Below are 25,859 nucleotides of genomic sequence, written 5' to 3' on the forward strand. Positions count from 1 at the left end.
CACTTGGACTTAGCCGCCGCTTGAGGCAGTCTTGGACCCATGGCTACTGCACCGTACGGGGTTCGGCTACTTGTCGGCGCGGCGACAGTCGCCGTCGAGGAGACGATGAAGCTGCCGAAGACGATTCTGATGTACCCGATGACGCTTGCCAGTCAGGCGGCGCACCTGGTGATGCGCTTCCAACAAAACCTGGCCGACCTGGTGATCAAGGGCGACACCACGCTGGAATCGATATTTCCATCCAAGGACGAGCAGCCGGAATGGGCGACGTTCGACGAGGATCTGTCCCAAAGTGTCGAAGGGCTGCCGCCCGACGCGGACGGCATCGAAGCCGATCGCCGGGCCGAGGGACGCTTCGCGCTCTATTCGGTACCCGAGGCCCCCACACCCGCCCGCGCGGCCACGCCGGCGCCCAGCAAGTCGAAGAAGACCGCCGCCGAAAAGACGGTTCCGGCGCCCGAGGTGGCGGCCGAACTCGACTACCCGGCGCTGACGCTGGCGCAGCTGCGCGCCCGGTTGCAATCACTGGACGTTACGGAACTGGAGGCCCTGCTGGCCTACGAGCAAGCCACCAAGGCCCGCGCTCCGTTCCAGACGCTGCTCGCCAACAGGATCACCCGCGCATCCGCGAAGTGAACCGGGGTCCGGAAGGCAATTCCGCCGAGAATCCGTTCCCGGTGCGCGCGGTGGCCATCCGGGTCGCGGGCTGGATCGACAAGCTGGGCACGGTATGGGTCGAGGGACAACTGGCTCAGGTCACCATGCGGCCCCACGCCAGCACGGTCTTCATGGTGTTGCGCGACCCTGCCGCCGACATGTCACTGACCGTGACCTGTTCGCGCGACCTGGTGTTGTCAGCGCCGGTGAAATTGGCCGAGGGCACTCAGGTCGTCGTCTGCGGCAAGCCCTCTTTTTACACTGGGCGGGGCACATTTTCGTTGCGGCTCAGCGAGATTCGCGCCGTCGGCGTCGGCGAGCTGTTGGCGCGCATCGACCGGCTGCGTCGGCTGCTGGACGCCGAGGGGCTGTTCGACCCGCGGCGCAAGCGGCCGATTCCGTTCCTGCCCAGCACTATTGGGCTGATCACCGGACGGGCGAGTCATGCCGAACACGACGTGACAACCGTGGCCGCCGCACGTTGGCCCGCGGTGCGTTTCGCCATCCGCAACACCGCCGTGCAGGGCCCTAACGCCGTTGCGCAAATCGTGGAGGCGCTGGACGAACTGGACCGGGACTCTGACGTCGACGTGATCGTGCTGGCCCGCGGCGGCGGCAGCGTCGAGGACCTGTTGCCGTTTTCCGACGAGACGCTGTGTCGGGCGATCTCGGCGTGCCGCACGCCGGTGATTAGCGCCGTCGGCCACGAACCCGACAATCCGCTGTGCGACCTGGTCGCCGATCTGCGTGCTGCCACGCCCACCGACGCGGCCAAGAAAGCGGTCCCGGATACCGCCGCCGAGCAGCGACTGATCGACGAGTTGCGTGGCCGCAGCGCGCAGGCCCTGCGCAATTGGGTCTCACGCGAGCAGCGCGCGTTGGCCCAGTTGCGCAGCCGTCCGGTGCTCGCCGATCCGCTGACGGCGCTGACCGCGCGCGCCGACGAGATCCACCGTGCGCGATCAGCGGTTCGTCGTGACATCACCCGGCTGGTCGCCGCAGAGACCGAACGGGTGGGTCACCTGGCCGCGCGGCTGGCGACACTGGGTCCGGCCGCGACGCTCGCCCGCGGCTACGCGGTGGTGCAGGCGGCCCCGGCCTCGGGTGGACCTCCGGAGGTGCTCAGATCGGTGCGCGACGCTCCGGCGGGCACCAGGCTTCGGGTACGTGTGGGCGACGGCGCCGTGAGCGCGGTGAGTGGGGGCGCAGTGATGGATGAAAAAGACCACGATGAGCGATAAAGACGAGAACGGATTCATTACACCTATTAGTAAGCTGGGCTATGAAGCCTGCCGAGACGAGCTGATCGAAGTCGTACGACTTCTCGAACAGGGCGGACTGAATTTGGATGCGTCGCTGAGGCTCTGGGAAAGGGGCGAACAACTCGCCAAAAGATGTGAGGAACACTTAGCTGGCGCGCGCCAGCGGGTGACCGATGCCCTGGCCTCTGGCCACGCCGACGAAAATTGACCCAGGCAGGTCCCGATAAGCAAATTCTTTGTCAGACTGGAACACGTTTCAGTATGCTTCGCCCATGGGCGATGCGGCACTGACAACCGAACTCGGCAGCGTTCTGGTCACCGGCGGATCCGGCTTCGTCGGCGCCAATCTGGTGACCACCTTGCTCGATCGCGGACACCGGGTGCGGTCTTTCGACCGCGCGCCGTCGCCCCTGCCGCAGCACCCGCAACTGGAAGTGCTGCAGGGTGACATCACCGACGCAGGGGTCTGCGCCGCCGCGGTGGACAACATCGACACCGTCTTCCACACCGCGGCGATCATCGAGTTGATGGGCGGCGCGTCGGCGACCGAGGAATACCGACAGCGCAGTTTTTCTGTCAACGTCGGCGGCACCGAGAATCTGGTGCAGGCCGGGCAGAAGGCCGGCGTCAAGCGGTTCGTCTACACGGCATCCAACAGCGTGGTAATGGGCGGCAAGAACATCGCCAACGGTGACGAGTCCCTACCCTACACCGACCGCTTCCATGACCTGTACACCGAGACCAAAGTCGCCGCCGAACGATATGTGTTGTCGCAGAACGGTGTTGACGGCATGCTTACCTGCTCGATCCGGCCCAGTGGCATCTGGGGAAACGGCGACCAGACGATGTTCCGCAAGTTGTTTGAGAGCGTCATCAAGGGCCACGTCAAGGTGCTGATCGGACGCAAGTCGGCGCGGCTGGATAACTCTTACGTGCACAACCTGATTCACGGCTTCATCCTGGCCGCCGAGCATCTGGTGCCCGGCGGCACCGCACCCGGTCAGGCCTACTTCATCAACGACGCCGAGCCCATCAATATGTTCGAGTTCGCGCGGCCGGTGGTGGAAGCGTGTGGGGAAAAGTGGCCGCGGATAAGGATTTCCGGTCCCGCGGTGCACTGGGCGATGACGGGCTGGCAGCGGCTGCACTTCCGCTTCGGCTTCCCCGCACCATTGCTCGAACCTAACGCGGTAGAACGGGTCTACCTGGACAACTATTTCTCGGTTGCCAAGGCCCGACGCGACCTCGGTTACGAGCCACTGTTCGACACCGAGCAGGCGATGAAAGAATGCCTGCCCTACTACGTCGACCTGTTCAACCAGATGAAAGCGGAGGCCTCGAAAGCGAAGGCTTCGAAAGCGAAGGCCAGCCGATAGGTCGGGCTGGCTAGGCCAGCCGCTCGGTGAGGAACTCGACCACCCGTTTGCGGGCCTCGTAGGCCGGCTGGCCGTCGACCTCGCGGAGCTCGTTGGTAAGCACGGAGTGCGCCATTTTGCCGAAGCCGTGCTGGTTGCCTGGGCCGGAGTCGATCTCGATCACCTCGAACGCGTCACCCAGTCGCTGTTTGAGCGTGCTGAACCGTGCGCCGGGCGACGTCTTGTCCTCGCTGAACCGTAAACCGATAGCGCACAGCCCGTCGTTGGCGCACCGGTCGGCGACCGTTGCCAGCTCGGACTCACTCAGCCCGGGATCGCGACGCTGCGCAGGTGTCACCGGGAACGGCACCGAAGGCTGGCTCAGTACCGGCGCCAGCACGCTGTCGTCGACCGCGGCGGCCAGCGCGAAGCCGCCGGTGAAGCATTGGCCGATCACGCCGACGCCCTTGCCCGGCGTCGACGCGTTGAGGTCCCGAGCCAATGCGCGCAGGAACAGCGACACCGGCCGCTGCTTGTTGGTCGCAAACGCCGCGAATTCCTTTGCCACACAGGCCCGCGCAATCGTCGACGCCGCATAGCCGGCCGTCACGGTCCTGCCCGGCTCACCGAACAACGACGGTATGGCCACCGTGAAACCGTTGTCCACCAGATGATTTCCCAGGGCCAACACACCGGGATGGATCCCGGGTAACTCGGGGATCAACACCACGCCCGGACCTGTGCCCTTGCGATACACGTCGTGGGTGTAGCCGGCACCGGTGAACGGTGCCGCCGACCAACCGGAAAGGTCTGCCTCGGGTGCAGTCACGCGCTACGTCCCTTCTATCGACTTGGTAATGGCGACTGCGATTGCGTCGCCGTCGCCAGGGTACGGAACTGGTCGGTGCTGCCGGCACCGGTAACCGCGATCTGCGTGGGGCCGACCGGACTGGGCAACCTGGTAGTCCATACCGGCTCGGCGGCGGCACCGTTTTGGTCAGCACCCTGATAGACGATCCAGTTGAAGCCGGAAACGTCGACCGTGCCGGTCGGATACATGCCGGGATGGATCGAACCAACCAGCTTGTCCTCGTCAGCATTGCTCTGTGTCAGGCTCACATACATCCCCGTCGGGGTGATGTATCCGACGGTCGAGGTGGCCGCATTGAGTCGCTGGCCGGTCGAGGCATCGGTTCGTCCGTTTTCGATGCCGCCCCGGCTGCCGGAGTTGGGTTTCCAGCCAACGGGCAGCTGGGGTAGCCGGATCGGAAATCCCAGTGTCGCGGCGTCCGCACGCAGGGCCGCCGCGGCGTCGTAGGACGGGATGGTGCCCCTAGTCGTCCCCCCCGGCGCTAACGAACACATCCCGACCATGCCCGCCAGCACGATGCAGCCAAGGACCAGCGGCGCCAGGGACCAGAACATGTCTCGGCCGTCCTGCAGCAAGCGCGGTTTGGGCGGCTTAGCAACAGGTCCCGCAACAGCCCCCGTAACAGGGCCCGCAACTGGCCCCCGTTTCGGCTGCGGCTCGGTGGTCACCCCGCCAGTATCCCAGCTCTACACCATTGAACTGCTTCTGGGAGAATCGGCAACCATGACAGCTGAGGGATCCGGTTCGTGCCCGACCGCCGTCGCGCGGCACGAATCGAGGCAGGCCCGGCCGCGCGGAGAAGCCCCGGACCGCAACCTTGCCCTGGAACTGGTGCGGGTTACCGAGGCCGGCGCCATGGCGGCGGGCCGCTGGGTAGGCCGCGGCGACAAGGAGGGCGGGGACGGCGCCGCGGTCGACGCGATACGCGAATTGGTGAACTCGGTCTCGATGCGCGGCGTCGTGGTCATCGGCGAGGGTGAGAAAGACGAAGCGCCGATGCTCTACAACGGCGAGGAAGTCGGTAACGGCGACGGCCCGGATTGCGACTTCGCCGTCGACCCGATCGACGGCACCACGCTGATGAGCAAGGGCATGCCCAACGCCATCTCGGTGCTGGCGGTGGCGGATCGCGGCGCCATGTTCGATCCGTCGGCGGTGTTCTACATGAACAAGATCGCCGTCGGGCCCGACGCCGCGCACGTGCTGGATATCACCGCGCCGATCGCGGACAACGTCCGGGCCGTCGCCAGGGTCAAGGAGCTGTCGGTACGGGACATGACGGTGTGCATCCTGGACCGGCCGCGGCACGCTCAATTGATCGAAGATGTCCGGACCACCGGGGCCCGGATCCGGCTGATCACCGACGGCGACGTCGCGGGCGCGATCTCGGCCTGCCGACCGCAGTCGGGCACCGACATGCTGGCCGGCATCGGCGGCACTCCCGAGGGGATCATCGCCGCCGCGGCCATCCGGTGCATGGGCGGCGCGATTCAGGCGCAGCTGGCTCCCAAGGACGAGGCTGAGCGCCGCAAGGCGTTGGACGCGGGCTACGACCTCGACCAGATTCTGACGACGGAGGACCTGGTCTCCGGCGAGAACGTCTTCTTCTGCGCCACCGGGGTCACCGATGGCGACCTGCTCAAGGGCGTGCGGTACCAACCCGGTGGCTGCACCACGCAGTCGATCGTGATGCGGTCGAAGTCGGGCACCGTGCGGATGATCGAGGCCTACCACCGGCTTTCAAAGCTCAACGAGTACTCCGCCATCGACTTCACCGGTGACAGCACCGCGGCTTATCCCCTGCCTTGAGCAGGCCGTACACACCTAGCGAAGAGGAACCCGATTCATGGCCGACAGCGCCGAATACCGCATCGAGCACGACACCATGGGCGAGGTCCGGGTGCCGGCAAAAGCGTTGTGGCGCGCGCAAACCCAGCGTGCGGTGGAGAACTTCCCGATCTCTGGCCGTGGCCTGGAGCGCACCCAGATCCGCGCGTTGGGCCTGCTGAAGGGGGCCTGCGCGCACGTCAACAAGGACCTGGGCTTGCTGGCGCCGGAGAAGGCCGATGCGATCATCGCCGCGGCCGCCGAGATTGCCGACGGCAAGCACGACGACCAGTTTCCCATCGACGTCTTCCAGACCGGTTCGGGCACCAGTTCCAACATGAACACCAATGAGGTGATTGCCAGCATCGCGGCCGCCAACGGGGTAAAAGTGCACCCCAACGACGACGTCAACATGTCGCAGTCGTCCAACGACACCTTCCCCACCGCCACCCACATCGCGGCCACCGAGGCCGCGGTGCGCCATCTCATCCCGGCGCTAGAGGAACTGCACGGTGCGCTGGCCGCCAAGGCCGACGAGTGGCGCACCGTGGTGAAGTCGGGCCGTACGCACCTGATGGACGCCGTGCCCGTCACGCTGGGCCAGGAATTCAGTGGGTACGCCCGCCAGATCGAGGCCGGTATCGAGCGGGTGCGGGCGACGCTGCCACGGTTGGGTGAACTGGCCATCGGCGGCACCGCCGTCGGCACCGGCCTCAACGCGCCCGACGGCTTCGGGACCAAGGTGGTCGAGACGCTGGTCGCAGAGACCGGACTGAACGAATTACGCACGGCCACAAATTCTTTCGAAGCCCAGGCGGCCCGTGACGGGTTGGTCGAGGCATCGGGCGCGTTGCGCACCATCGCGGTGTCGCTGACCAAGATTGCCAACGACATCCGCTGGATGGGCTCCGGCCCGCTGACCGGGCTGGCCGAGATCCAGCTTCCGGACCTGCAGCCCGGCAGCTCGATCATGCCGGGCAAGGTGAACCCCGTTCTGCCCGAAGCCGTTACGCAGGTGGCCGCGCAGGTGATCGGCAACGACGCCGCGGTGGCCTGGGGCGGCGCGAGCGGCGCCTTCGAGCTGAACGTCTACATCCCGATGATGGCCCGCAACATCCTGGAGTCGTTCAAGCTGCTGACAAACGTGTCGAAGCTGTTCGCGGAGCGTTGCATCGTCGGGCTGAAGGCCAACGTCGAGCATCTGCGCGAGCTGGCGGAGTCGTCGCCGTCCATCGTGACACCGTTGAACTCGGCCATCGGCTACGAGGAGGCCGCGGCGGTGGCCAAGCAGGCCCTCAAGGAACGCAAGACGATCCGCCAGACCGTGATCGACCGCGGGTTGATCGGCGACAAGCTGTCCGAAGAAGAACTGGACCGTCGCCTCGACGTGTTGGCAATGGCTCGCGTCAGGCCCACGTGACGGCCAGGCAAAGGGCAAGTGGTCCAAGTCCAGGTCCGACCGTCATACTGCGTTGCGCGGCTACCTTTGGGGGACGCGGTGCATGAGGTCTTTGACAGAGAGCGTGGTTGAGCAATGACGGTTCCTCCCGGGGGCCCCTATGGTCAGAATCCCTACGGATCGAATCCGTACGGCCAGGACCCCTATTGGGGCGGGCAGCCGCAGGGTGGGCAGCCGCAAGGCGGCCCCTACCAGTACCCGCCGGGCGGTCCGTACACCAACCCGCAGAGCCCGGCGGATCCCTATGCCGCGGGCGCCTATCCGCCCCAGCAATATCCTCAGCCGGGCCAGCAGGCGCCGCCCGGGTGGCAGCCCGGACCCTACCCGGGTGGGCCGCCGCCGGGCGGCCCGAAGGGCTCGGGCTCGAAGCTGCCCTGGCTGATCGTGGGCGGCATCGCGCTGCTCGGCGTCATCGGGCTCGTGGTGTTCCTGGCAATCGGCCTTACCAGCGGCAACAAGTCAAACCCCGCCGCCACCTCGACCGCCACCAGCGCGGCGTCACCACAGCCGAGTGGCGCGCAGACCGCGACCGACTGCACCCCCAATGTCTCTGGCGGTGAGAAGCCGACCGGCACCTCGATCAGCGCGGGCAAGCTGTCGTTCCCGAGCAGCGCGGCGCCCGGATGGCAGGTCATCTCCGACGACCAATCGCCGAACCTCATCGACGCGGCGGGTGTAGCCCAAGAGGTGGGGTCGGGCACCCAGTGGATGATGCAGGCCGAGGTCGCCATCACCAATTTCGTACCCAGCATGGATGTCGGGGCGCAGGCGTCGAAGTTGATGGCGTGCGTGGCCGCCGGGCCGGGCTACTCGAACGCGCAGCCCACCCTGGGGCCCGTCAAGACATCGTCGATCACGGTCGACGGGATCAAGGCCGCCCGCGTTGACGCCGATGTCTCGATCGCAGACACCACCAAAGGCGTGAAAGGCGACACGGTGGTAATCATCGCGGTCGACACCAAGCCCGTCACGATCTTCATGGGTGCTACGCCCATTGGTGACACCGCCTCGGCGGGCATCATCAACCAGGTCATCGCGGCCCTGAAGGTCGCCAAGTAGTCAGCTAGGACGGCGTCGACACCCGCGTTGCTTCCGAGCGACCGCGCAACACGGTCGAATAGCATTCCGCCCACCGGTCACGCTCGGCCTCGCCGGCGCGCTCGATGGCTGCCGCCGAACACAAGATCCGCCGATCCGAGGTCTTGGCGACGTCGGCCAGGCGCGCCGCTTCGTTGACGGCATCGCCGATAACCGTGTATTCGTAACGGTTTTCGGCGCCGATGTTGCCCGCGAAGACCCGTCCGGCGGAGACGCCGATGCCGAAGTCGACCACGGGTAGCTGGCGTAGCGCGGCAGCCAGGGCGCGGGCCGTCGCCAACGCCGCCGACGCCGGTTGGTCCATGCGCAACGGGGCACCGAAGATGGCCAGCGCCGCGTCGCCCTGGAATTTGTTGATCAGTCCCTGCTGCTCGTCGACGGCCCCGACGACTATCCGGAAGAAATCGTTGAGGATCTCGGCAACCTCTTGTGGCGGACGGCTTTCCGCAAGTTGTGTGGAACCCACCAGGTCGATGTACAAGACGGCGGCCTCGACCACATCGCCGGACAGCTCGGCACCCTCTTCGATGGCGCGACGGGCCACATCCGCCCCGACGTAACGGCCGAACAGATCGCGCAGCCGGTCACGTTCGGCGAGCCCGGCGACCATCCGGTTGAATCCCGTTTGCAGGCGCCCGATTTGGGAGCGTTCATAGGCGCCGACGTAGGTTTCCAGGTCGCCGTGTTCGACCTCGGCCATCGCGTCGACGACCTCGCCGACCGGATCCGCGATGGATCGCGACGTCAGAATCATCGTGGGCAACCCGAGAATCAGCGCCGCCAGCGACACCACCAGTACGGGCGCATCCAGCGATGCCGACCTCTGGATGAGCCAGCCGTAGGACCGCAGGACGACAAAGGTCGCGATCACGGCGATGGGCACCGCGCTGCACAGGAACCACATGAGGACCAGACGCGCGAATACCCCGGGCGCCGCCAGGCGCGGCTTGGCGCCCTGGGTGGCGGCGATCATGAGGGGGCGCAGGCTGTGCTGCGCGATCAACAGGCCGGTGCCGGCGGCGGCCGGTCCGCCGAGCAGCACGCCGAGCAACATGGGCAGCAGCAGCGAAGCCCCGCCAGACCGATCGAGCAGGATCAGGATTCCGCCGCTCAGGCCCCATGCGGCCAGCAGGATTGCCGACTGCCGGGCACTCAGCTTGATCGCCGCGTCCCGTTGTTCAGTCGTCGGTTCGTCTCCGGCGAGAAACCAGCGCAACGTGGGGGCGATGCTCACTACACCCGCTAACGCAACCCCGCAAATGCCAAGCACAACGAGCAGCGTCACCACTGCGGTGTTCTTCTCGGCAAAGTCGATGGACGTGTTACCCCGCAGCGGGATCATAATCGCGGCCACGTCGATGACCGCCAGGATATAGGCCACGGCAAGGTCGGTCGCATATTGAATCACATAGCCGCGGAACGTTTTTGGATGCCGCACACCGGTTCGGCGGACTGGCTTACGCACCGTTGTTTGGCCCGCCCGAGTTCGCTCCCGGGATGTCGGTGATCGGGAAATTGGGCATCGGCGTGGGCGACGGGGTGTTGGGCAGTGCGGGAATCTGGTTGGCCGGGATGTCTTGAAGCCCGTTGACCGGTGGGCCGTTCTCCCGGCTGCCGTAACTGCTGCCCGGAGCGCGCGGACCGAGCAGCTCACTGACCGTCACCAGGCGATAACCGTTGGATTTGAGCACCGGGATGAACTGATACATCAGGTCGACGGTGCTCGAGTAGGTGTCGTGGAACAACACCACCGAGCCCGGTTTGATCTGGCTCATCAGCAGGTTGCGTGTCGCGGCCGTGTTCGAGTCGTTGGCCCAGTCGAAAGGGATGACATCCCAGAGGATTTCGGCCAACCCATACTTCGCGGCGATCTGCCGCACCGCGTCGTTGGACAGCCCGCCGGCCGGCCGGTACAGCGTCGGCGTCCGCCCGGTCGCGGCGTTGATCGCGTCGTTGGCCCGGGAGAACTGACCGGCAATGTCCTCCGGGGGAATCGTCGTCATGTTGGGGTGTTCCCAGGTGTGGCTGCCGATCTCCATGCCAGCGTCCGCAATGCGCTTGGCGCCCGCCGGGTTGGCCGCCACCTTGTTGCCGATCAAAAAGAATGTCGCTTTGGCGTCGTTGTCCTTGAGGATCTGCAGCAGCCGCTCGTCAAACGGACCGGGTCCGTCGTCAAAGGTCAGCGCAACGCACTTGACCACCGAGCAACTCAGGTTGTCGGCGCGCGTCACGTGGCCGGTGAGGCCGCCGATCACCAGCACCGCGCCCGCGGCGACGACACCCAAGACCGTGCGCCAGTAGCGCCAGGCCTGGTTGTCGGGTCGTTTCGGCACGCTCAGAGCCTACCGAAACGGGTGCTCAGTGCGGCCCGGCGATCTCTTCGAGCATCTCGGTGACCAGCGCGGCGATCGGGCTCCGCTCACTGCGCAGCAGCGTGATGTGGGCGAACAGCGGGTGGCCTTTGAGCTTCTCGATCACTGCCGCGACGCCGTCGTGGCGCCCGACGCGTAGGTTGTCGCGCTGCGCGATGTCGTGCGTCAGGACCACCCGCGAACCCGTTCCCAACCGGGACAGCACGGTCAGCAGCACATTGCGCTCGAGTGACTGCGCCTCATCGACGATGACAAACGAGTCGTGCAGCGAGCGCCCCCGGATGTGGGTCAACGGCAGCACTTCGAGCATGCCGCGGGAGAGGACTTCGTCGAGCACCGCGGGGCTGGCCAACCCTTCCAGCGTGTCGAAGACCGCCTGCGCCCACGGCCCCATCTTGTCGCTCTCGCTACCCGGCAGATAACCCAGTTCCTGGCCGCCCACGGCGTACAGTGGGCGGAAAACCACCACCTTGCGCTGTGTCCGTCGCTCCAGGACGGCCTCCAGGCCCGCGCACAGCGCCAGCGCCGACTTGCCCGTGCCGGCCTTGCCACCCAACGAGACGATGCCCACCGACTCGTCGAGCAAGAGGTCCAACGCCACGCGCTGTTCGGCGGACCGGCCCCGCAACCCGAACACCTCGCGGTCACCCCGGACCAGCTGGACGCGTTTGTTCGCGGTGACCCGGCCCAGTGCATGCGAACTTCCACCCAACAGCCGAATCCCGGTGTGGCAGGGCAGGTCTCGAGCTTCGGCCAGGTCCACCTCGCCGTCGGCGAACAACGCGTCGATGTCCTCAGCAGCCGTCTCGATTTCGTGCATGCCGGACCATCCGGAGGCCACGACGTCCTGCGCGTGGTATTCGTCGGCGGCCAGACCAACCGCGGCGGCCTTGACTCGCAGCGGAATGTCCTTGCTGACCAACGTGACTCGCTTGCCCTCTGCGGCCAGGTTGGCGGCACAACTCAGGATCCGTGAGTCGTTGCTGTCGGTACGAAAGCCAGCAGGCAACACCGACGGGTCGGTGTGGTTGAGTTCGACGTGAAGCGAACCCCCTTGTGTACCAACGGGAATGGGCTGATCCAGCCGTCCGTGTTCCAACCGTAGGTCGTCGAACAGGCGCAACGACTGCCGGGCGAACCAGCCCAGCTCATGGTGGTGGCGTTTGGCCTCTAACTCGCTGATCACCACCAGCGGAACCACGACCTCGTGTTCGGCGAACCTGCTGCACGCCCAGGGATCGGACAGCAGCACGGAGGTGTCGAGCACGTACGTCCGGATATCGGTCACGGAGCGCTCCTCGAGCAGATTACGCCCGCGCGGACCCACACAGGCACTTCGAAGGGGGCCGCAGCACCAGGACCGGGGCCGGTCCTGCCTTGGTAGTGACCCGTGCAGAAACCGGGAGTGCCGCCCTGGCAGCAGAGCAATTCGCTGGCCATCGGATGCGACGCTACTCCCGTCGCCGCACCCGCGCAGAGCAGGCGCGCCGACAGTTGCCTGAGAGGAAGCCCGAAAGTGGTTGGGCGACTCAGTTAGAGACGAATTGCTTGAGCCGCGGCTCGTCGGCCAGACCCCACGCGGTGATGCGTTCCGAGATCACCTGGGCCAAGTCCGCCTGGCCGAAAATGCCGGCCTCGGCGACGTTTTGCAGCTTGTCCTGGTAGGCATCGATGTCGGCGCCGACGACGCCCAGGTCGGCCGCGCGGGCTGCGATCGCCGCGATCGTTTCGTCGCGGGTATATCCGAGGCAGTGCTCGACCAGGTTGGCGAAGAACTGCTCGTGCCGCACTTCGTCCCTGGCGATGCGGTCGATGAGCCCGGCGAGAATGGGCTCCTCGATCTGGGCGGCCAGATTGTGGGCGAAGGTGGCGAGCGAGCGCTCGTAGAACGCCATGTACGCCAGGGTTTCGAGCTGCGTGTACGTGTCGGCCCGGTAGCCCTTCATCACGTATTGGACGCGGGCCTCCTCGTTGGCGGTTGGGTCGACTTCGCGGGTGACCACCAGGTACTCGCGTATGGCGATGGCGTGCAGGTGTTCCTCGGCGGTCCACCGGCCGAGCCAGCGGCCCCACCAATCCTCGAGAATGAAGTGGTCGACGAGTTCGCGGTGGTGGGCCGCCAGGTTGTCCTTGAGGAGCACCAGGATCTCGCACGCGTCCGTGATGGTCCGCGGCAGCGTCGCCTGCGACGGGTCCCAGTCATGCCCACCGAGGAAGGCGAAGTTCTCGCCCCGGTCGAACGGCACGTAGTCGTGAGCGAACCAGATGTCCTCGGTGCCGAGGTGGCGATCCATGTTGGCTTCCACCACGGGTTCGAGCTCAAGGGTCAGCGCGTTAGCGACAGGTTTCTGTGCCATGCGGTTACCGTAACCCGCGTACACAGGTTCTCTCAAACTCCACCGGCACGTGTCGTGTCGGTGGCCCTGCTGCTACCGCGCAGTGACCGGGAGGGCTAGCGCCCGACCAGGCTCCAGTCCTCGAGCCCGTCGTAGAGTGGAAACTCCCTGGCCAGCCCGGTCACCCGGTTCCGCAACCCGGCGACGTCGACCTCGCCTGCAGAGCTTCCACCCACCAGCGCGCCGGCGATGATGTCGGCAACCTCGGTGAACTCCGCGTCGCCGAAGCCGCGGGTGGCCAAGGCGGGCGTGCCGATCCGCAGGCCAGACGTCACCATCGGCGGGCGGGGGTCATTGGGCACGGCGTTGCGGTTGACGGTGATGCCGACCTCGTGCAGCAGATCCTCGGCCGCCTGGCCGTCTAGCGGGGAGTTCCGTAGGTCGACCAGTACCAGATGGACGTCGGTGCCACCGCTGACCACCGACACGCCGGCCTTGGCCACATCGGAGGCCAACAGTCGGTCGGCGAGAATCCGGGCGCCAGAAAGTGTGCGTTGCTGCCGGTCCACGAATTCGGGCGTGCCTGCGATCTTCAGGGCGACGGCCTTACCCGCGATGACGTGCATCAGCGGTCCGCCCTGCTGGCCGGGGAACACCGCCGAATTGATTGCCTTGGCGTACTCCTGCTTGCCCAGGATCATCCCGGAGCGGCCGCCGCCGATGGTCTTGTGGATGGTCGTAGAGACGACGTCGGCATGCGGGACCGGGGAGGGATGCAACCCAGCGGCGACCAGGCCGGCGAAATGCGCCATGTCGACCCACAACTTGGCGTCGACCTCGTCGGCGATCGACCGAAAAGCGCCGAAGTCCAAGATCCGCGGGTACGCCGACCAGCCGGCGACGATCACCTTCGGACGGAATTCCAGCGCCCGGGCCCGCACCACGTCCATGTCGACCAAATGCGTCGTCGCGTCGACGCCATAAAAGCCGTTCTCGTACAACTTGCCGGAAAAGTTCAGCCGCATGCCGTGAGTCAGGTGACCGCCGTTGGCCAGGTCCAGGCCCAGCAGCCGCTCTCCGGGCGACATCAACGCATGCAGCACCGCGGCGTTGGCCTGGGCACCCGAATGCGGCTGCACGTTCGCGAAGTCGGCGCCGAACAGCGCCTTGGCCCGGTCGCGTGCGATGTTCTCGACAACGTCGACGAACTCGCAGCCGCCGTAGTAGCGACGTCCGGGGAGTCCCTCGGCGTACTTGTTGGTCAGCACGCTGCCCTGAGCCTGCAGCACCGAGCGCGGCACGAAGTTCTCCGACGCGATCATCTCCAGGGTGTCCCGTTGCCGGCCGAGTTCCTTGCCCAGCAGCTCGGCGATATCGGGGTCGACCTCGGCGAGCGGGGCGGACATGACAGAAGAGGAAACACGGGCGTCAGGTGCAGCGGTCACGCGCGCCAGTCTATCCAGGGGCCCAGAGCCGCGATGTCGCGGCGTTTTAAGCCGGCCCAGCCGTCGAGCACGTGGCGATCCCTGCGAGACTGAGACCCATGCCGCGGCCTAGCGAGCCGAGTCCCTATGTGGAATTCGACCGAAAGCAATGGCGCGCGCTCCGGATGTCGACGCCACTGGCCCTGACCGAGGAGGAACTGGTCGGCCTGCGCGGTCTCGGCGAACAGATCGACCTGCTCGAAGTTGAAGAGGTCTACCTGCCGTTGTCCCGTCTGATTCACCTTCAGGTCGCCGCCCGTCAACGACTGTTCGCCGCCACCGCGGAATTCCTTGGGGAACCGCAGCAAAACCCCAACCGGCCGGTGCCGTTCATCATCGGGGTGGCCGGCAGCGTGGCCGTGGGCAAGTCGACCACCGCCCGTGTGCTGCAGGCACTGTTGGCCCGCTGGGATCACCACCCGAGGGTGGACCTGGTGACAACCGACGGCTTCCTCTACCCGAATGCTGAACTCGATCGACGAAACCTCATGCACCGCAAGGGTTTTCCAGAGAGCTATAACCGCAGGGCGCTGCTGCGGTTCGTGACCTCGGTGAAGTCGGGCTCGGACTACGCCTGCGCGCCGGTGTATTCACACTTGAAGTACGACATCATCCCGGGCGCCAAGCACGTGGTCCGCCATCCCGACATCCTGATTCTGGAGGGCCTCAACGTTTTGCAGACGGGCCCGACGTTGATGGTGTCGGATCTGTTCGACTTCTCGCTCTACGTGGACGCGCGGATCGAAGATATCGAGCAGTGGTACGTGTCGCGGTTTCTGGCGATGCGTGGCACGGCGTTCGCTGACCCGGAATCACACTTCCACCACTATTCGGCGTTGTCCGACCCGAAGGCGGTTGCGGCCGCGCGTGAAATCTGGCGGTCGATCAACCGGCTCAACCTCGTCGAGAACATTCTGCCGACGCGTCCCCGTGCCACGCTGGTGCTGCGCAAGGACGCCGACCACTCCATCAACCGGCTGCGGCTGCGCAAGCTGTAGTTCGCCGGCGTCCGCGAGGCCGTCCACGTCGTGCTGGCGTTCCGAAAGGCCGGAGCGGGGCAACACACCGCTATTCGGCGGAGGCGCCCCGCACCGGCGGGAAGGGGAGCTACGCCTCGAGGCGGCGCACTCCCAGGTACTGCAGTCCGGCGAAGAATGCCGTGTACACACCGCTGGCCAGCGTTGCGGCCACCCCGGCGCCGGTCATCGGCACCAACTCGGCGGCCACCACCGCCGCCGCGGTGTACACGATGTTGGCCGCAACCACGCCGATCCCGGCGCGGCGCAGGTTCGGCAAGCCGGCCAGGCTGAACACCACAAGGCCGTAGAGCACGAAGAAAGCGCCCATGCTGTATTCCTGGCCGGACGTCAGTCCGGTGATCCTCGAAATCGGGTCTGCGGCAACGGCAACGGCCAGCCCCATCAAACCCGTGATGGTTGCGTCTGCGCGCATGGCGAATCGCAACAGGGAGTCGGTCGAGTCGTAGAGGACCCGGGTTGTCGGTCCTGAGATGGCGGTCATGTGGGTTAACTCCTCGCTGTGGCAGGTTTTGCAGGGGTGTCAAAAGGACTGGACAGGTTTGAGCCTGCCGTCCGGGCACTGCCAGATCGACGCATGGCACTGCCAGTTACTGCCACGTGTGGAATGACCAGCCAGTTCGCTCGGGTATTCCCGCCCGCGCGAATTAGACCGCTCACCTGATCGACGAAGGCGGACAGCCGGCCCTGCGGCGCGCGACGGCATCAGCGTCCGCCGGCCGGCTCATTCGCTAGGTATTGCGACCCGGCCCCGCAAGTCGGCCGCGATGAGCCGGGCCGCCGCGTTCTGCCAGTTGTGCAGCGATCGCTGGGGCACCTCGGTGACCAACCACTGCCAGGCCTGCCGTGCGGTGGGATCCAACCCGGCGGCGGTGGCGTTCTGCGCATAGGCGCGCACGCCGACGACATAAGGGAAATACAGCGAGTTGTAGTACCGCCATTGCTCGGTGGTACCGAAGTCGCCGGCGTCGCGTGGCTTGAGCCGGCCGATGCCATCGGCGAGGACGGCCTTGAGCTCGTTGGCGCGTTCCAGCGGGTGATCGGGCGCGCCGCGCGCGGCCAGTCGCTCGTCGATCACCGGCAACGCGGTCAGCGGGCTGGCAACGAGTCTGGTCAAGTCTCCGTAGTGGCCCAGCGCCCGGCGGGTGAGCCGGACGAAGGTGTCGTCGTCGAGGTCTCCGAGCGGGTTGTCGGAACGCAGCGGCAGCGCGGCTCCGGTGTGGCGTAGCGCGGCCCGGTCGGCCCGCAGCGTCGGCGACTTGGAGAACGCCACCCGGTCCAGGACGCCGGCCAAAGGATCGGCGAGCACCTGCACCGTGATCGAGATCGCCAGGCTGGTGAACAACAGCACCGTCAGAGCCGTCTGCGCGCCAACCTCGTTACGCGTCACGCCCAGGCCGATCAACGCCTGACCGCCGAACAGCGCGGCGACCACCGAACAGCCGGCAAACGACCTCAGCATGTCAGCGCGCAACGCCTGGCCCTCGTCGAAGGCATCCCACAGAGCCACCGCTACGCCAAGCATCAGCACGTCGAAACCCGTCGACGCCAGCGCCAGCCAGCTGGGCACCAGCCCTAGCGGGATGATGAGGATGGCGTTGGCCAGCGCGAAGAACAGCGTGGCGATAACCACCACTCCCACGACGGATACCGGCTGAGCCGGGCGGCGCGCTGCAACCACCATGGCCGCCAGCGTGGACGTCGAGATCACCGCGAACATCAGCCAGTGACCCGCGCGCAGCGGCCCATCGACGCTGCCCGCGGCCGTCGCGCCTAGCACGGTGAACGCACCGACCCCGCCGACCAGCAACAGTTCGCCCGTGCGAGCCCTAGCGTGGTCACCCGGGCGCGACAGCTCGATCAGCACCGCGAACCAGGCGATGCTGGGCACGGCAACGAGATAGATCTCTACCTGGCTGAGCAACTCGGCGTGCGCCGGGCTGACCGTGCGCACCGCGTCCAGCGCCACGACCAGCGCGAAACCGCACAGCCCGATCGCCGCCAACACCAGCACCGGCTTGCGCGGATCACGGGCGAGCAGATACAAGCCGAGCCAACCGCTCAGCGTGAACACCACCGCCGACAGCGCAGCCATGGATCCAGTGTGTCACTTGCCATATTGGTGCCGACCCGCTGCGCCGGGCTTCGCTTTATTCGTGCCGACCCGCTGCGCCCGGCTTCGCCTCATTCGTGCCGACCCGCTGCGCCCGGCTTTGCTTTATTCGTGCCGACCCGCTGCGCCCGGCTTCGCCGCGCTTGCGATCGTCACAGCCGCGCTTGCGATCGTCACCGCCCATACCGGCGATGGCGCAGGCTGTAGTCGCGCAATGCGCGCAGGAAGTCGACGCGGCGGAATGCCGGCCAGTGCGCCTCGGCGAACCACATCTCCGAGTAGGCGCTCTGCCACAGCAGAAACCCGGACAGCCGCTGCTCGCCGGATGTGCGGATGACCAGGTCGGGGTCGGGTTGTCCTGAGGTGTACAGGTTTTCGGAGATGCCCTCGACGGAGACCGCGTCGACGAGTTCTTCGGCGCTCGCACCGTTGGCGAGTTGCTTGCTCAACAACGCGCGCACCGCATCGACGATCTCGCGACGTCCGCCGTAACCGACCGCGACGTTGACGTGAAACGGGGCGCTGCCCGGCGTGGAGTCGACCGCCTCGCGCAGCCGCCGAGCCGGCTCTTCGCCGAGCAGCTCCAGGTCCCCGACAGTGCGCACACTCCAACGGTTGGTGGGCGCACAAATCTCCTCGACCACATCGGTGATGATTTCGATGAGGGCGGCGAGCTCGTCGGGATCGCGTTGCAGGTTTTCGGTGGAGAGCAGATAGACCGTCGTCATCTCGATGCCGGCCGCCTGGCACCAGCGCAGCATCTCGGCGATCTTGACCGCGCCCATCCGGTAGCCATAGCTGACGTCGTCGTATCCCGCGTCGCGTGCCCATCGCCGGTTGCCGTCGCACAGGACGGCGATGTGGCGCGGCAGTTCGGATGTGGGGGCGGCCAGGCCCTGCCGGAGCCGCAGCTCGTACAGCCGGTACAACGGCTCCTTGAGCCGCGGCGGGATGATTTCCACGAAAGTCCACATTACTGTGACCGGCAACAATTTCCGGCCCGTATTGCCGGCGATCTCACGCCGTATCGCGCCACGTCGTGACGGCGTCTGCTCGGCATCGGCGCTACTGTGGTGAGCGATAACGGCCACCGACAATCGCACGGCCCGCAGCAGGAGAAAGGACCCTGGCCAGGTGAGCACGGTCACGAATGCGAAGCCCGAATCGCACGAATCGGAAGGCCTCACCCAGCACATCGTTGAGGGCGTCGTCCGTGTCCTGGCCAAACCGAGGTTCCGCGGCTGGATCCACGTCTACTCGGCGGGCATCGCGGTGTTCGCGGGTGCGTCGCTGGTCGCGGTGTCGTGGGCGGTGGGATCCACCCGGGCCGGGCTGGCGACGCTGCTGTATACGGCGGCAACGATCGTGATGTTCACCGTCAGCGCCACCTACCACCGCGTCCATTGGCAATCCGAGACCGCCCAGAAATGGATGAAGCGGGCGGACCATTCGATGATCTTCGTGTTCATCGCCGGCAGTTACACGCCGTTTGCGCTGCTGGCACTGCCAGGCCGTGACGGGCATGTCGTGTTGTGGATCGTGTGGGGGGGCGCGCTCGCCGGCATCCTGCTCAAGATGCTCTGGCCGTCATCGCCGCGCTGGGTAGGCGTGCCGCTTTACATCCTGCTGGGTTGGGTGGCGGTCTGGTACACCGGAACGATCCTGCACAACGCCGGCGTTGCGGCCATGGTGCTGCTCTTCGTCGGGGGCGCGTTGTACAGCATCGGCGGCATTCTCTACGCGCTGAAGTGGCCCGACCCATGGCCGACGACGTTCGGCTATCACGAGTTCTTCCACGCATGCACCGCCGTGGCGGCGATCTGTCACTACATCGCGATGTGGTTCGTGGTCTTCTAGTCCCCCCCGGCGAGCGGGCGTGTTTGTACGCCGCCACGCCGATTCGACTGACATTCTGAGCACGCTCGCGCAGAGGCGAAAGCGGAAGGTGAGAGCTACAGCTGGGTGACGTCGGCGGGCGACCAGTAGGCCTTCATCGCAGTGACCTTGCCGCGGTCGTCGAAAACCATTGTCTCGATGGGCTCGATCCGCATCTTGTTGTCGCCGGCCGTGATGGTCAGCCGAGACTGGAACGCCGCCTCGTTGCCGGAGACCCGCAGCGATACCAGCTCACATTCGCGTTCCACGCCGGCGATCGCGGAATAGAACCCGCGAATGGCGCGACTGCCGATGTGCACCTCACCGCCAACCGGATCCTCAAGGGTCGCGTCGTCGGCGTAAAAGCCGGCGAGATCGTCCGCGCTGCCGCTGACCACCGTCGCGATGTAGCCCTTGACGGTGTCGGTGATTGCTTGGGCCCGGTCGGCGTTTGGCATGGGACGTAAGGCTAGTCCCCGCGGTGCTGTCCGGGGACACCGAGGGCGGCCGCGAGTTCGGCCGCCCCGGTGACGGGTAGGTCGCAGACCCGTCCGCGGCAGACGTAGGCGGCTTCGCGGCCGTCCGCGCGGCCGCGCCCGGCCAGCAGCGGTGACGAGTCCTGCGCGCCGCCCACGACGATGGCCCCGCCGGGCGCGAGCCGGCGGGCCTCCGCCAGCAGCGGCGACCGCGATGGATCGCAAACGACCGCAATCTGCAGCGGCCCGCGCACCGCCGCCTCGGCGACGGCCAACCAGTGTCCTGACGATCGCGGCGCGCGCGCCAGCAGCACCGAATGCGCGCTGAGCGCCTCGGATGCGGCCTGCAGGTAGCGCTCGGCGCGGCCACCGTCCACCAGGTGTGCCGCCGTCAGCAACGCCTCGGTGATCAACGACGCCCCCGACGGCGTCGCCCCGTCGAGCGGATCGGCGGGTCTCAGCATCAGCTGTTCGGCATCGTCGGCTGTGTCGAACCAGCGGCCGGGCTGTTGCGGGTCGGCGAAGCGCCGCAGCGCGGTGTCCAGCAGGTCGGTGGCCGTCGTCAGCCAGACCTCTTCGGGCGCAAGCTGATAGAGCGCAAGCAGTCCGGTGGCCAGCGCCGCATGGTCCTCTAGCAGGGCCGCACTGTCGCCGACCACGCCGCCCAGGCTGGCGCGCCGCAGCCTGCCGTCGACGACGTGCAGATCCAGCAGCGCCCGTGCGCACCGCCGCGCCGCTTGGGCATATGCGGGTTCGCCGAGGGCCACGCTGGCCTCGGCGAACGCGGTGATCGCCAGCCCGTTCCACGCCGTGATGATCTTGTCGTCGCGTCCCGGCTGGACACGGTCACGCCGGGCGGCCAGCAACTCGGCCCGGATCCGCCGCAGTCGCGACGGGTCGTCCGGGTCGGCGGGGAGTTGCAACACCGACGTCCCATGCTCGAACGTTCCGGACTCGGTGACCGCGAAAAGCGCTGCCGCCCAACGGCCGTCGTCGGCTCCGAGCACCTCGTTCAGCTGTGCCAGCGTCCAGACGTACGTCGAACCCTCGTGACCGTCGGCGTCGGCGTCCAGGGAAGAGGTGAACATGTCGCCGTCGGTCAGCTCGTCGAGCAGAAACCGCGCCGTCTCCTCGGTGACCCGTCGGGCCAGCCGATCATCCGTGCGCCGGGCCCAATGCGCGTAGGCCCGTAACAGCAGCGCATTGTCGTACAACATCTTCTCGAAATGCGGTACGACCCAGTCGTTATCGACACTGTAGCGGGCGAAGCCCCCGGCAAGCTGGTCGTAGATGCCTCCGCGGGCCATCGCGTTGCCGGTGCGCGCGACGGCATCATGAACGGCCGGCGAACCCGTGCGCTCGTAGTCGCGCAGCAGCGCCTCCAGCAGAGCCGACGGCGGGAATTTGGGCGCCCCGCCGAAACCGCCCGCGGCCTTGTCCTCGTCGCGCAGCACGAGCGCGACGGCGTGCGTGCACAGCTGCGGTTCCACGACGGGTCCCCCGCCCGGCAATCCCGAGGACATTGCGCGCAATTCGCCGGCGATCCGGTCGGACGCCTCCTCGACCTCGCCGCGGCGATCCCGCCAGGTTTCGGAGACCGCCGAAAGCAGTTGCAGGAAAACTGCTTTCGGGTAGTAGGTGCCGCAGTAGAACGGCCGGCCGTCGGGGGTCAGGAAACATGTCATCGGCCAACCGCCCTGCCCGGTCAGTGCCACGGTGGCGTTCATGTACACCGCGTCGATGTCGGGGCGCTCCTCGCGATCGACCTTGATGCAGACGAAGCCCGCGTTCATCGCGGTGGCTACCTCGTCGTCCTCGAACGATTCGTGGGCCATGACGTGACACCAGTGGCATGCGGCGTAGCCGATGGACAACAGGATCGGCAGGTCGCGCTCGGCCGCATCCGCCAGCGCCGCCGGCGTCCACTGCTGCCAGTGCACCGGGTTGTCCGCGTGCTGGCGCAGGTACGGGCTGGCCGCCCCAGAAAGGGTATTGGTCTGCGAGGCGTCAGTCGGGCTCATCGCCGGCTCCTGGCGGTCGCGTGGGATCGCTGCGACCGGCACCGGGATCCTCGACCGCGTCGGTGCCCTCGTCGGCGGCCTGGTCGAGTTGGGGGTGGTCACGATCGAACGATTTGGGGACCTTGCGCAATTGCCGGTTCATCGACCGCAGCAGGAACAACGTCGCGATAACCAGCAGCACGACCACGAGCAGTCCAATCGGACTGGCCTTGCCGAAATCCGGCCCGTGGTTGTGCGGCTGCCCGTCCGCAATTACAGCGATAAAAAAGTGATTCACTCGAGCTCGATTCCCGTGAACAACTCGGTCTCAGGAAGACGCACGGGTACGCGCGAGCGCGCCAGCTCGAATTCCTCTGTCGGCCATAGTCGCTGCTGCCACGAGAGCGGTGCGGCGAAGAACTCGGCGTTCGGATCGATCTGGGTGGCGTGCGCGCGCAGTGCGTCGTCGCGCTGGCTGAAATACTCCGAGCACTCCACCCGCGTCGTCACCCTGGAGAGGATGTCGTGGTCGGGGAGCCAGTGTTCCAGCCATTTCCGGAATGGGCCCTCCTGGCCGTGCTTGGCGAACTCGTCCTGCAGCAGCTGCATCCGCGCCCGCAGGAAGCCGTGTACGTAGTAAAGCTTGGACACCGTCCACGGCTCGCCGGCGTCCGGGAAGCGCCGGTAGTCGCCCGCCGCCTCGTAGGCGGCGACGGAAACCTGGTGACACCGGATGTGGTCCGGATGCGGGTAGCCGCCGTGCTCGTCGTAGGTGACCATCACGTGCGGCCGGAACTCGCGGATCACCCGTACCAGCGCCGCGGCGGATTGCTCCAACGGCACCAGCGCGAAGCAGCCCTCGGGCAGCGGTGGCGGCGGGTCACCCTTGGGCAGGCCTGAGTCGACAAACCCCAGCCAGGTGTGTTCGACGCCGAGGATTTCGGCGGCTTTGGCCATCTCGTCGAGGCGGATAGCGGCAATGTGTCCATGCACGTCGGGCAGGTCCATCGCGGGGTTGAGGATCTCGCCGCGTTCGCCACCGGTCAGCGTGACGACCATGACGCGATGACCCTCGTCTGCGTAACGGGCAAGGGTGGCCGCGCCCTTGCTGGACTCGTCGTCGGGGTGGGCGTGCACCGCCATCAACCGCAGTTCGCTCACGTGCTCCCTTGCTGTCTGCTTGGTGGGTCCGTCCGCTGGTCGCCTCCTGAGCCTATAAGTCGCCCCTATAATTCCAGTTCTCCGATCCCCGACAAGCCCAGCCATGAACCCAGACCCCATCGCGCGGCCCGAGGCCCGCTACGGACGCTCGCGACTGTCCGGCAGATCGCGGCGCCGTGTCGTCATCGGTCTGGCGGTGGTGGTAGTGGTGGCCGGGACCGTCGTCGCGGCCGTCGGCTACCAGCGCCTTGGCACCGCAGACGTCACGGGTTCACTGGCCGGCTACCAAGTAATCGATGACGAAACGGCTTCGGTCACCATCAGCGTCACCCGGCGACACCCGTCGCGACCGGTCGACTGCATCGTGCGGGTCCGCGCCAAGGACGGCAGCGAGACGGGTCGACGGGAGGTGCTGGTTGCGCCGTCAAAGGACAAGACCGTACAGGTGACGACGACGTTAAAATCCAGCAGACCGCCGGCGATGGCAGACATCTACGGCTGCGGCACCGATGTGCCCGGCTACCTGCGCCCGGCCTGACGCGCGACAAACGCCGAACAGCCAATATGCGGTCATCATCCGTTTTCAAAGTGGTAACATAGATGAATGCACGGTCCTGGCAGGGACCGTGTATTGCTGCATTAACGGCCGTGAGGAGAAACGGAGCCGTCGCAGCAACGGGGGACGGCCACATTCCCGAACAGCGGGATCTGAAGACTTATGCCGAATACGAGGAGCGCGACGAGATGACGGACACTCAGGTGACCTGGTTGACCCAGGAGTCACATGACCGACTCAAGGCCGAACTCGACCAGCTGATCGCGAATCGCCCCGTTATTGCCGCGGAAATCAACGACCGCCGCGAGGAGGGCGACCTGCGCGAGAACGGCGGCTACCATGCCGCCCGCGAGGAGCAGGGTCAGCAGGAGGCCCGCATCCGCCAGCTGCAGGACCTGCTGAACAACGCCAAGGTCGGCGAGGCGCCCAAGCAGTCCGGCGTCGCGCTGCCCGGCTCGGTGGTCAAGGTCTACTACAACGGCGACAAGTCCGACAGCGAGACGTTCCTGATCGCCACCCGCCAGGAGGGCGTCAACGACGGCAAGCTCGAAGTGTACTCGCCGAACTCACCGCTAGGCGGCGCCCTGATCGACGCCAAGGTCGGCGAGACCCGCAGCTACACCGTGCCCAACGGCAACACCGTCGAGGTCACGCTGGTCAGCGCGGAGCCGTACCACTCCTAGCCGTACCGCCGCCAGTGTGAATCCGGCGACGGGTCACCGGCGTGTCACGTCGTCAGATTCACTCTCGGCGGCCCGGAGCGCCTGCTCGAGATCGGCCAGCAGGTCATCGACGTCCTCGATGCCGACCGAAAGCCGCACCAGATCGTCGGGCACTTCCAATTGCGATCCGGCCGTCGACGCGTGCGTCATGGCGCTGGGATGCTCGATCAGCGACTCCACCCCGCCTAGCGACTCGGCGAGAATGAACACGCTGGTGTTGGCGCACAGCCGCTCGGCCGCATCGCGGCCCCCTCGCATCCTGGCCGACACCATCCCGCCGAAGCCGCGCATCTGCCGGGCGGCGACCTTATGCCCGGGATGGGCCGGCAGGCCAGGGTAAAGCACAGAGCTCACCGCCTGGTGCTCGGCGAGGAATTCCGCTATGGCAGAACCGTTTTCGCTGTGTCGCTGCATCCGCAGCACCAGCGTCTTGAGGCCACGCATCGTCAGGTAGGCGTCGAAAGGCCCGGGAACCGCGCCGGCTCCGTTCTGCAGGAAGGCGAAGGAGTCGTCGAGTTCCTCGTCGTTGGTGACCAACGCGCCGCCCACGACGTCGGAGTGGCCACCGATGTACTTGGTGGTCGAGTGCAACACGACATCGGCCCCCAGGGTCAACGGTTGCTGCAACGCGGGAGAGGCAAAGGTATTGTCCACCAACACTTTTGCCGAACTCTGTTGGCCGAGCTCGGCGATGCCGGCGATGTCGGCGATGGACAGCAATGGATTGGTCGGCGTTTCCACCCAAATGAGTCGGGTCTGCGGGGTGATCGCGGCGCGCACCGCGTCCAGATTTGCCAGTGCCACCGGTGTGTACTGGATGCCCCACTGGGTAAACACCTTGTCGATCAGCCGGAAAGTGCCACCATAAGCGTCGTCGGGAATCACCACGTGGTCGCCGGGCCGCAGCATCGCCCGCAGGGCGCAGTCGGTGGCGGCCATCCCGGAGCCGAACGCCCGGCCGTAGGTGCCCTCTTCGACCGCGGCCAGCGCGGCCTCTAGCGCTGCCCGGGTCGGGTTGCCGGTGCGCGCGTATTCGAAGCCGCCGCGCAGGCCGCCGACCCCGTCTTGGGCGAAGGTGCTGGAGGCATAGATCGGCGCGTTGACCGCACCCGTCGCCGGGTCTGGCCGATACCCGGCGTGGATGGCTTTGGTGGCCAACCCGCGTTGCCCCGTACCGTCTTTGCTCATCGACGACAGC

General features: G+C 66.6%; 26 protein-coding genes. 11 read left to right on the plus strand and 15 right to left on the minus strand.

Going from position 1 to position 25,859, the window contains the following annotated elements:
- Positions 1-39 precede the first annotated feature (39 nt).
- The 4 genes from JO236_RS14870 (at position 40) to JO236_RS14885 (ending at position 3,295) form a co-directional block, all read left to right on the plus strand.
- Positions 40-636: a lipid droplet-associated protein gene (locus tag JO236_RS14870; RefSeq protein WP_293331523.1), complete on the plus strand. Its 597-nt coding sequence runs from the start codon at positions 40-42 to the stop codon at positions 634-636.
- Complete coding sequence (xseA, locus tag JO236_RS14875; RefSeq protein WP_293331526.1) at positions 633-1,898, plus strand: exodeoxyribonuclease VII large subunit; 1,266 nt, start codon at positions 633-635, stop codon at positions 1,896-1,898. The genes JO236_RS14870 and xseA overlap by 4 nt, the downstream gene beginning before the upstream one ends.
- Entirely contained in the window at positions 1,888-2,127 is a 240-nt protein-coding gene (locus tag JO236_RS14880; RefSeq protein WP_293331529.1) for an exodeoxyribonuclease VII small subunit, read from the plus strand. The genes xseA and JO236_RS14880 overlap by 11 nt, the downstream gene beginning before the upstream one ends.
- 64 nt (positions 2,128-2,191) lie before the next feature.
- The gene (locus JO236_RS14885; protein ID WP_293331532.1) at positions 2,192-3,295 is read left to right on the plus strand and encodes an NAD-dependent epimerase/dehydratase family protein; all 1,104 of its coding nucleotides are present in this window, start codon (positions 2,192-2,194) and stop codon (positions 3,293-3,295) included.
- Between the two features lie 10 nt (positions 3,296-3,305).
- Here JO236_RS14885 and JO236_RS14890 read toward each other — a convergent pair whose 3' ends face one another.
- On the minus strand, positions 3,306-4,103 hold the full coding sequence (locus JO236_RS14890) for a dienelactone hydrolase family protein (protein WP_293331535.1): 798 nt from the start codon (positions 4,101-4,103) through the stop codon (positions 3,306-3,308).
- A 14-nt stretch (positions 4,104-4,117) separates the two neighbouring features.
- Positions 4,118-4,813 (minus strand): DUF4245 domain-containing protein, encoded by a 696-nt coding sequence (locus tag JO236_RS14895; protein WP_416362246.1) that lies wholly within the window; start codon positions 4,811-4,813, stop codon positions 4,118-4,120.
- Positions 4,814-4,868: 55 nt separating this feature from the next.
- Between JO236_RS14895 and glpX the strand changes: the two genes are divergently transcribed.
- The 3 genes from glpX (at position 4,869) to JO236_RS14910 (ending at position 8,490) form a co-directional block, all read left to right on the plus strand.
- Positions 4,869-5,954, plus strand: coding sequence for a class II fructose-bisphosphatase (glpX, locus tag JO236_RS14900; protein WP_293331538.1), 1,086 nt, complete (start codon positions 4,869-4,871; stop codon positions 5,952-5,954).
- 37 nt (positions 5,955-5,991) lie between these two features.
- Entirely contained in the window at positions 5,992-7,392 is a 1,401-nt protein-coding gene (locus JO236_RS14905) for a class II fumarate hydratase (protein ID WP_293331541.1), read from the plus strand.
- Between the two features lie 114 nt (positions 7,393-7,506).
- Positions 7,507-8,490, plus strand: a complete 984-nt coding sequence (locus tag JO236_RS14910) for a hypothetical protein (protein WP_293331544.1) — start codon at positions 7,507-7,509, stop codon at positions 8,488-8,490.
- Positions 8,491-8,494: 4 nt separating this feature from the next.
- On the opposite strand, the gene JO236_RS14915 is transcribed toward JO236_RS14910, so the two are convergent.
- The 5 genes from JO236_RS14915 to glyA all read right to left on the minus strand — a co-directional run bounded on the left by JO236_RS14915 (position 8,495) and on the right by glyA (position 14,643).
- Positions 8,495-9,871 (minus strand): adenylate/guanylate cyclase domain-containing protein, encoded by a 1,377-nt coding sequence (locus JO236_RS14915; protein ID WP_293331706.1) that lies wholly within the window; start codon positions 9,869-9,871, stop codon positions 8,495-8,497.
- A 115-nt stretch (positions 9,872-9,986) separates the two neighbouring features.
- Positions 9,987-10,862: a polysaccharide deacetylase family protein gene (locus JO236_RS14920; RefSeq protein WP_293331547.1), complete on the minus strand. Its 876-nt coding sequence runs from the start codon at positions 10,860-10,862 to the stop codon at positions 9,987-9,989.
- A gap of 25 nt (positions 10,863-10,887) precedes the next feature.
- The gene (locus tag JO236_RS14925; protein WP_293331550.1) at positions 10,888-12,189 is read right to left on the minus strand and encodes a PhoH family protein; all 1,302 of its coding nucleotides are present in this window, start codon (positions 12,187-12,189) and stop codon (positions 10,888-10,890) included.
- Between the two features lie 241 nt (positions 12,190-12,430).
- Positions 12,431-13,258, minus strand: coding sequence for an acyl-ACP desaturase (locus tag JO236_RS14930; RefSeq protein WP_293331553.1), 828 nt, complete (start codon positions 13,256-13,258; stop codon positions 12,431-12,433).
- A gap of 95 nt (positions 13,259-13,353) precedes the next feature.
- The gene (gene glyA / locus JO236_RS14935) at positions 13,354-14,643 is read right to left on the minus strand and encodes a serine hydroxymethyltransferase (protein ID WP_293331556.1); all 1,290 of its coding nucleotides are present in this window, start codon (positions 14,641-14,643) and stop codon (positions 13,354-13,356) included.
- Positions 14,644-14,780: 137 nt separating this feature from the next.
- Between glyA and coaA the strand changes: the two genes are divergently transcribed.
- Positions 14,781-15,719, plus strand: a complete 939-nt coding sequence (coaA, locus tag JO236_RS14940; protein ID WP_293331559.1) for a type I pantothenate kinase — start codon at positions 14,781-14,783, stop codon at positions 15,717-15,719.
- 109 nt (positions 15,720-15,828) lie between these two features.
- Here the strand turns inward: coaA and JO236_RS14945 are convergent, their stop codons facing one another.
- From JO236_RS14945 to JO236_RS14955, 3 genes are all read right to left on the minus strand, one after another.
- A complete protein-coding gene (locus JO236_RS14945; RefSeq protein ID WP_293331562.1) occupies positions 15,829-16,242 on the minus strand; it encodes a hypothetical protein in 414 nt (137 codons plus the stop codon).
- A 240-nt stretch (positions 16,243-16,482) separates the two neighbouring features.
- The gene (locus tag JO236_RS14950; protein ID WP_293331564.1) at positions 16,483-17,853 is read right to left on the minus strand and encodes a hypothetical protein; all 1,371 of its coding nucleotides are present in this window, start codon (positions 17,851-17,853) and stop codon (positions 16,483-16,485) included.
- A gap of 191 nt (positions 17,854-18,044) precedes the next feature.
- A complete protein-coding gene (locus JO236_RS14955) occupies positions 18,045-18,833 on the minus strand; it encodes a (2Z,6E)-farnesyl diphosphate synthase (protein WP_293331567.1) in 789 nt (262 codons plus the stop codon).
- A gap of 118 nt (positions 18,834-18,951) precedes the next feature.
- On the opposite strand from JO236_RS14955, the gene trhA reads away from it, so the two are divergent.
- Complete coding sequence (gene trhA, locus JO236_RS14960; RefSeq protein WP_416362251.1) at positions 18,952-19,728, plus strand: PAQR family membrane homeostasis protein TrhA; 777 nt, start codon at positions 18,952-18,954, stop codon at positions 19,726-19,728.
- Between the two features lie 95 nt (positions 19,729-19,823).
- Here trhA and JO236_RS14965 read toward each other — a convergent pair whose 3' ends face one another.
- From JO236_RS14965 to mca, 4 genes are read right to left on the minus strand one after another with little or no spacing between them, the layout of a single operon-like run.
- The gene (locus JO236_RS14965; RefSeq protein ID WP_293331573.1) at positions 19,824-20,204 is read right to left on the minus strand and encodes a nuclear transport factor 2 family protein; all 381 of its coding nucleotides are present in this window, start codon (positions 20,202-20,204) and stop codon (positions 19,824-19,826) included.
- An 11-nt stretch (positions 20,205-20,215) separates the two neighbouring features.
- Positions 20,216-22,243 (minus strand): thioredoxin domain-containing protein, encoded by a 2,028-nt coding sequence (locus JO236_RS14970; RefSeq protein ID WP_293331576.1) that lies wholly within the window; start codon positions 22,241-22,243, stop codon positions 20,216-20,218.
- Positions 22,230-22,520, minus strand: coding sequence for a hypothetical protein (locus tag JO236_RS14975; RefSeq protein WP_293331579.1), 291 nt, complete (start codon positions 22,518-22,520; stop codon positions 22,230-22,232). Before JO236_RS14975 ends, JO236_RS14970 begins: the two co-directional genes overlap by 14 nt.
- A complete protein-coding gene (gene mca / locus JO236_RS14980) occupies positions 22,517-23,383 on the minus strand; it encodes a mycothiol conjugate amidase Mca (protein WP_293331582.1) in 867 nt (288 codons plus the stop codon). The genes JO236_RS14975 and mca overlap by 4 nt, the downstream gene beginning before the upstream one ends.
- 103 nt (positions 23,384-23,486) lie before the next feature.
- Between mca and JO236_RS14985 the strand changes: the two genes are divergently transcribed.
- Positions 23,487-23,921 (plus strand): DUF4307 domain-containing protein, encoded by a 435-nt coding sequence (locus JO236_RS14985; RefSeq protein ID WP_293331585.1) that lies wholly within the window; start codon positions 23,487-23,489, stop codon positions 23,919-23,921.
- Between the two features lie 206 nt (positions 23,922-24,127).
- Positions 24,128-24,622, plus strand: coding sequence for a transcription elongation factor GreA (gene greA / locus JO236_RS14990; protein ID WP_067011431.1), 495 nt, complete (start codon positions 24,128-24,130; stop codon positions 24,620-24,622).
- A 33-nt stretch (positions 24,623-24,655) separates the two neighbouring features.
- Here the strand turns inward: greA and JO236_RS14995 are convergent, their stop codons facing one another.
- Positions 24,656-25,849, minus strand: coding sequence for a cystathionine gamma-synthase (locus JO236_RS14995; protein ID WP_293331588.1), 1,194 nt, complete (start codon positions 25,847-25,849; stop codon positions 24,656-24,658).
- Between the last annotated feature and the right edge of the window lie 10 nt (positions 25,850-25,859).

Origin of the sequence: Mycobacterium sp. (assembly GCF_019247635.1) — a bacterium.
Classification (GTDB): Bacteria; Actinomycetota; Actinomycetes; order Mycobacteriales; family Mycobacteriaceae; genus Mycobacterium.

Coding starts and splice junctions, on each gene's coding strand:
- JO236_RS14870 (WP_293331523.1), top strand. CDS start 40: ATGGCTACTGCACCGTACGGGGTTCGGCTACTTGTCGGCGCGGCGACA.
- JO236_RS14880 (WP_293331529.1), top strand. CDS start 1,888: ATGAGCGATAAAGACGAGAACGGATTCATTACACCTATTAGTAAGCTG.
- JO236_RS14885 (WP_293331532.1), top strand. CDS start 2,192: ATGGGCGATGCGGCACTGACAACCGAACTCGGCAGCGTTCTGGTCACC.
- glpX (WP_293331538.1), top strand. CDS start 4,869: ATGACAGCTGAGGGATCCGGTTCGTGCCCGACCGCCGTCGCGCGGCAC.
- JO236_RS14905 (WP_293331541.1), top strand. CDS start 5,992: ATGGCCGACAGCGCCGAATACCGCATCGAGCACGACACCATGGGCGAG.
- JO236_RS14910 (WP_293331544.1), top strand. CDS start 7,507: ATGACGGTTCCTCCCGGGGGCCCCTATGGTCAGAATCCCTACGGATCG.
- JO236_RS14915 (WP_293331706.1), bottom strand. CDS start 9,871: ATGATCCCGCTGCGGGGTAACACGTCCATCGACTTTGCCGAGAAGAAC.
- JO236_RS14930 (WP_293331553.1), bottom strand. CDS start 13,258: ATGGCACAGAAACCTGTCGCTAACGCGCTGACCCTTGAGCTCGAACCC.
- glyA (WP_293331556.1), bottom strand. CDS start 14,643: ATGTCCGCCCCGCTCGCCGAGGTCGACCCCGATATCGCCGAGCTGCTG.
- coaA (WP_293331559.1), top strand. CDS start 14,781: ATGCCGCGGCCTAGCGAGCCGAGTCCCTATGTGGAATTCGACCGAAAG.
- JO236_RS14945 (WP_293331562.1), bottom strand. CDS start 16,242: ATGACCGCCATCTCAGGACCGACAACCCGGGTCCTCTACGACTCGACC.
- JO236_RS14950 (WP_293331564.1), bottom strand. CDS start 17,853: ATGGCTGCGCTGTCGGCGGTGGTGTTCACGCTGAGCGGTTGGCTCGGC.
- JO236_RS14965 (WP_293331573.1), bottom strand. CDS start 20,204: ATGCCAAACGCCGACCGGGCCCAAGCAATCACCGACACCGTCAAGGGC.
- JO236_RS14970 (WP_293331576.1), bottom strand. CDS start 22,243: ATGAGCCCGACTGACGCCTCGCAGACCAATACCCTTTCTGGGGCGGCC.
- JO236_RS14985 (WP_293331585.1), top strand. CDS start 23,487: ATGAACCCAGACCCCATCGCGCGGCCCGAGGCCCGCTACGGACGCTCG.
- greA (WP_067011431.1), top strand. CDS start 24,128: ATGACGGACACTCAGGTGACCTGGTTGACCCAGGAGTCACATGACCGA.
- JO236_RS14995 (WP_293331588.1), bottom strand. CDS start 25,849: ATGAGCAAAGACGGTACGGGGCAACGCGGGTTGGCCACCAAAGCCATC.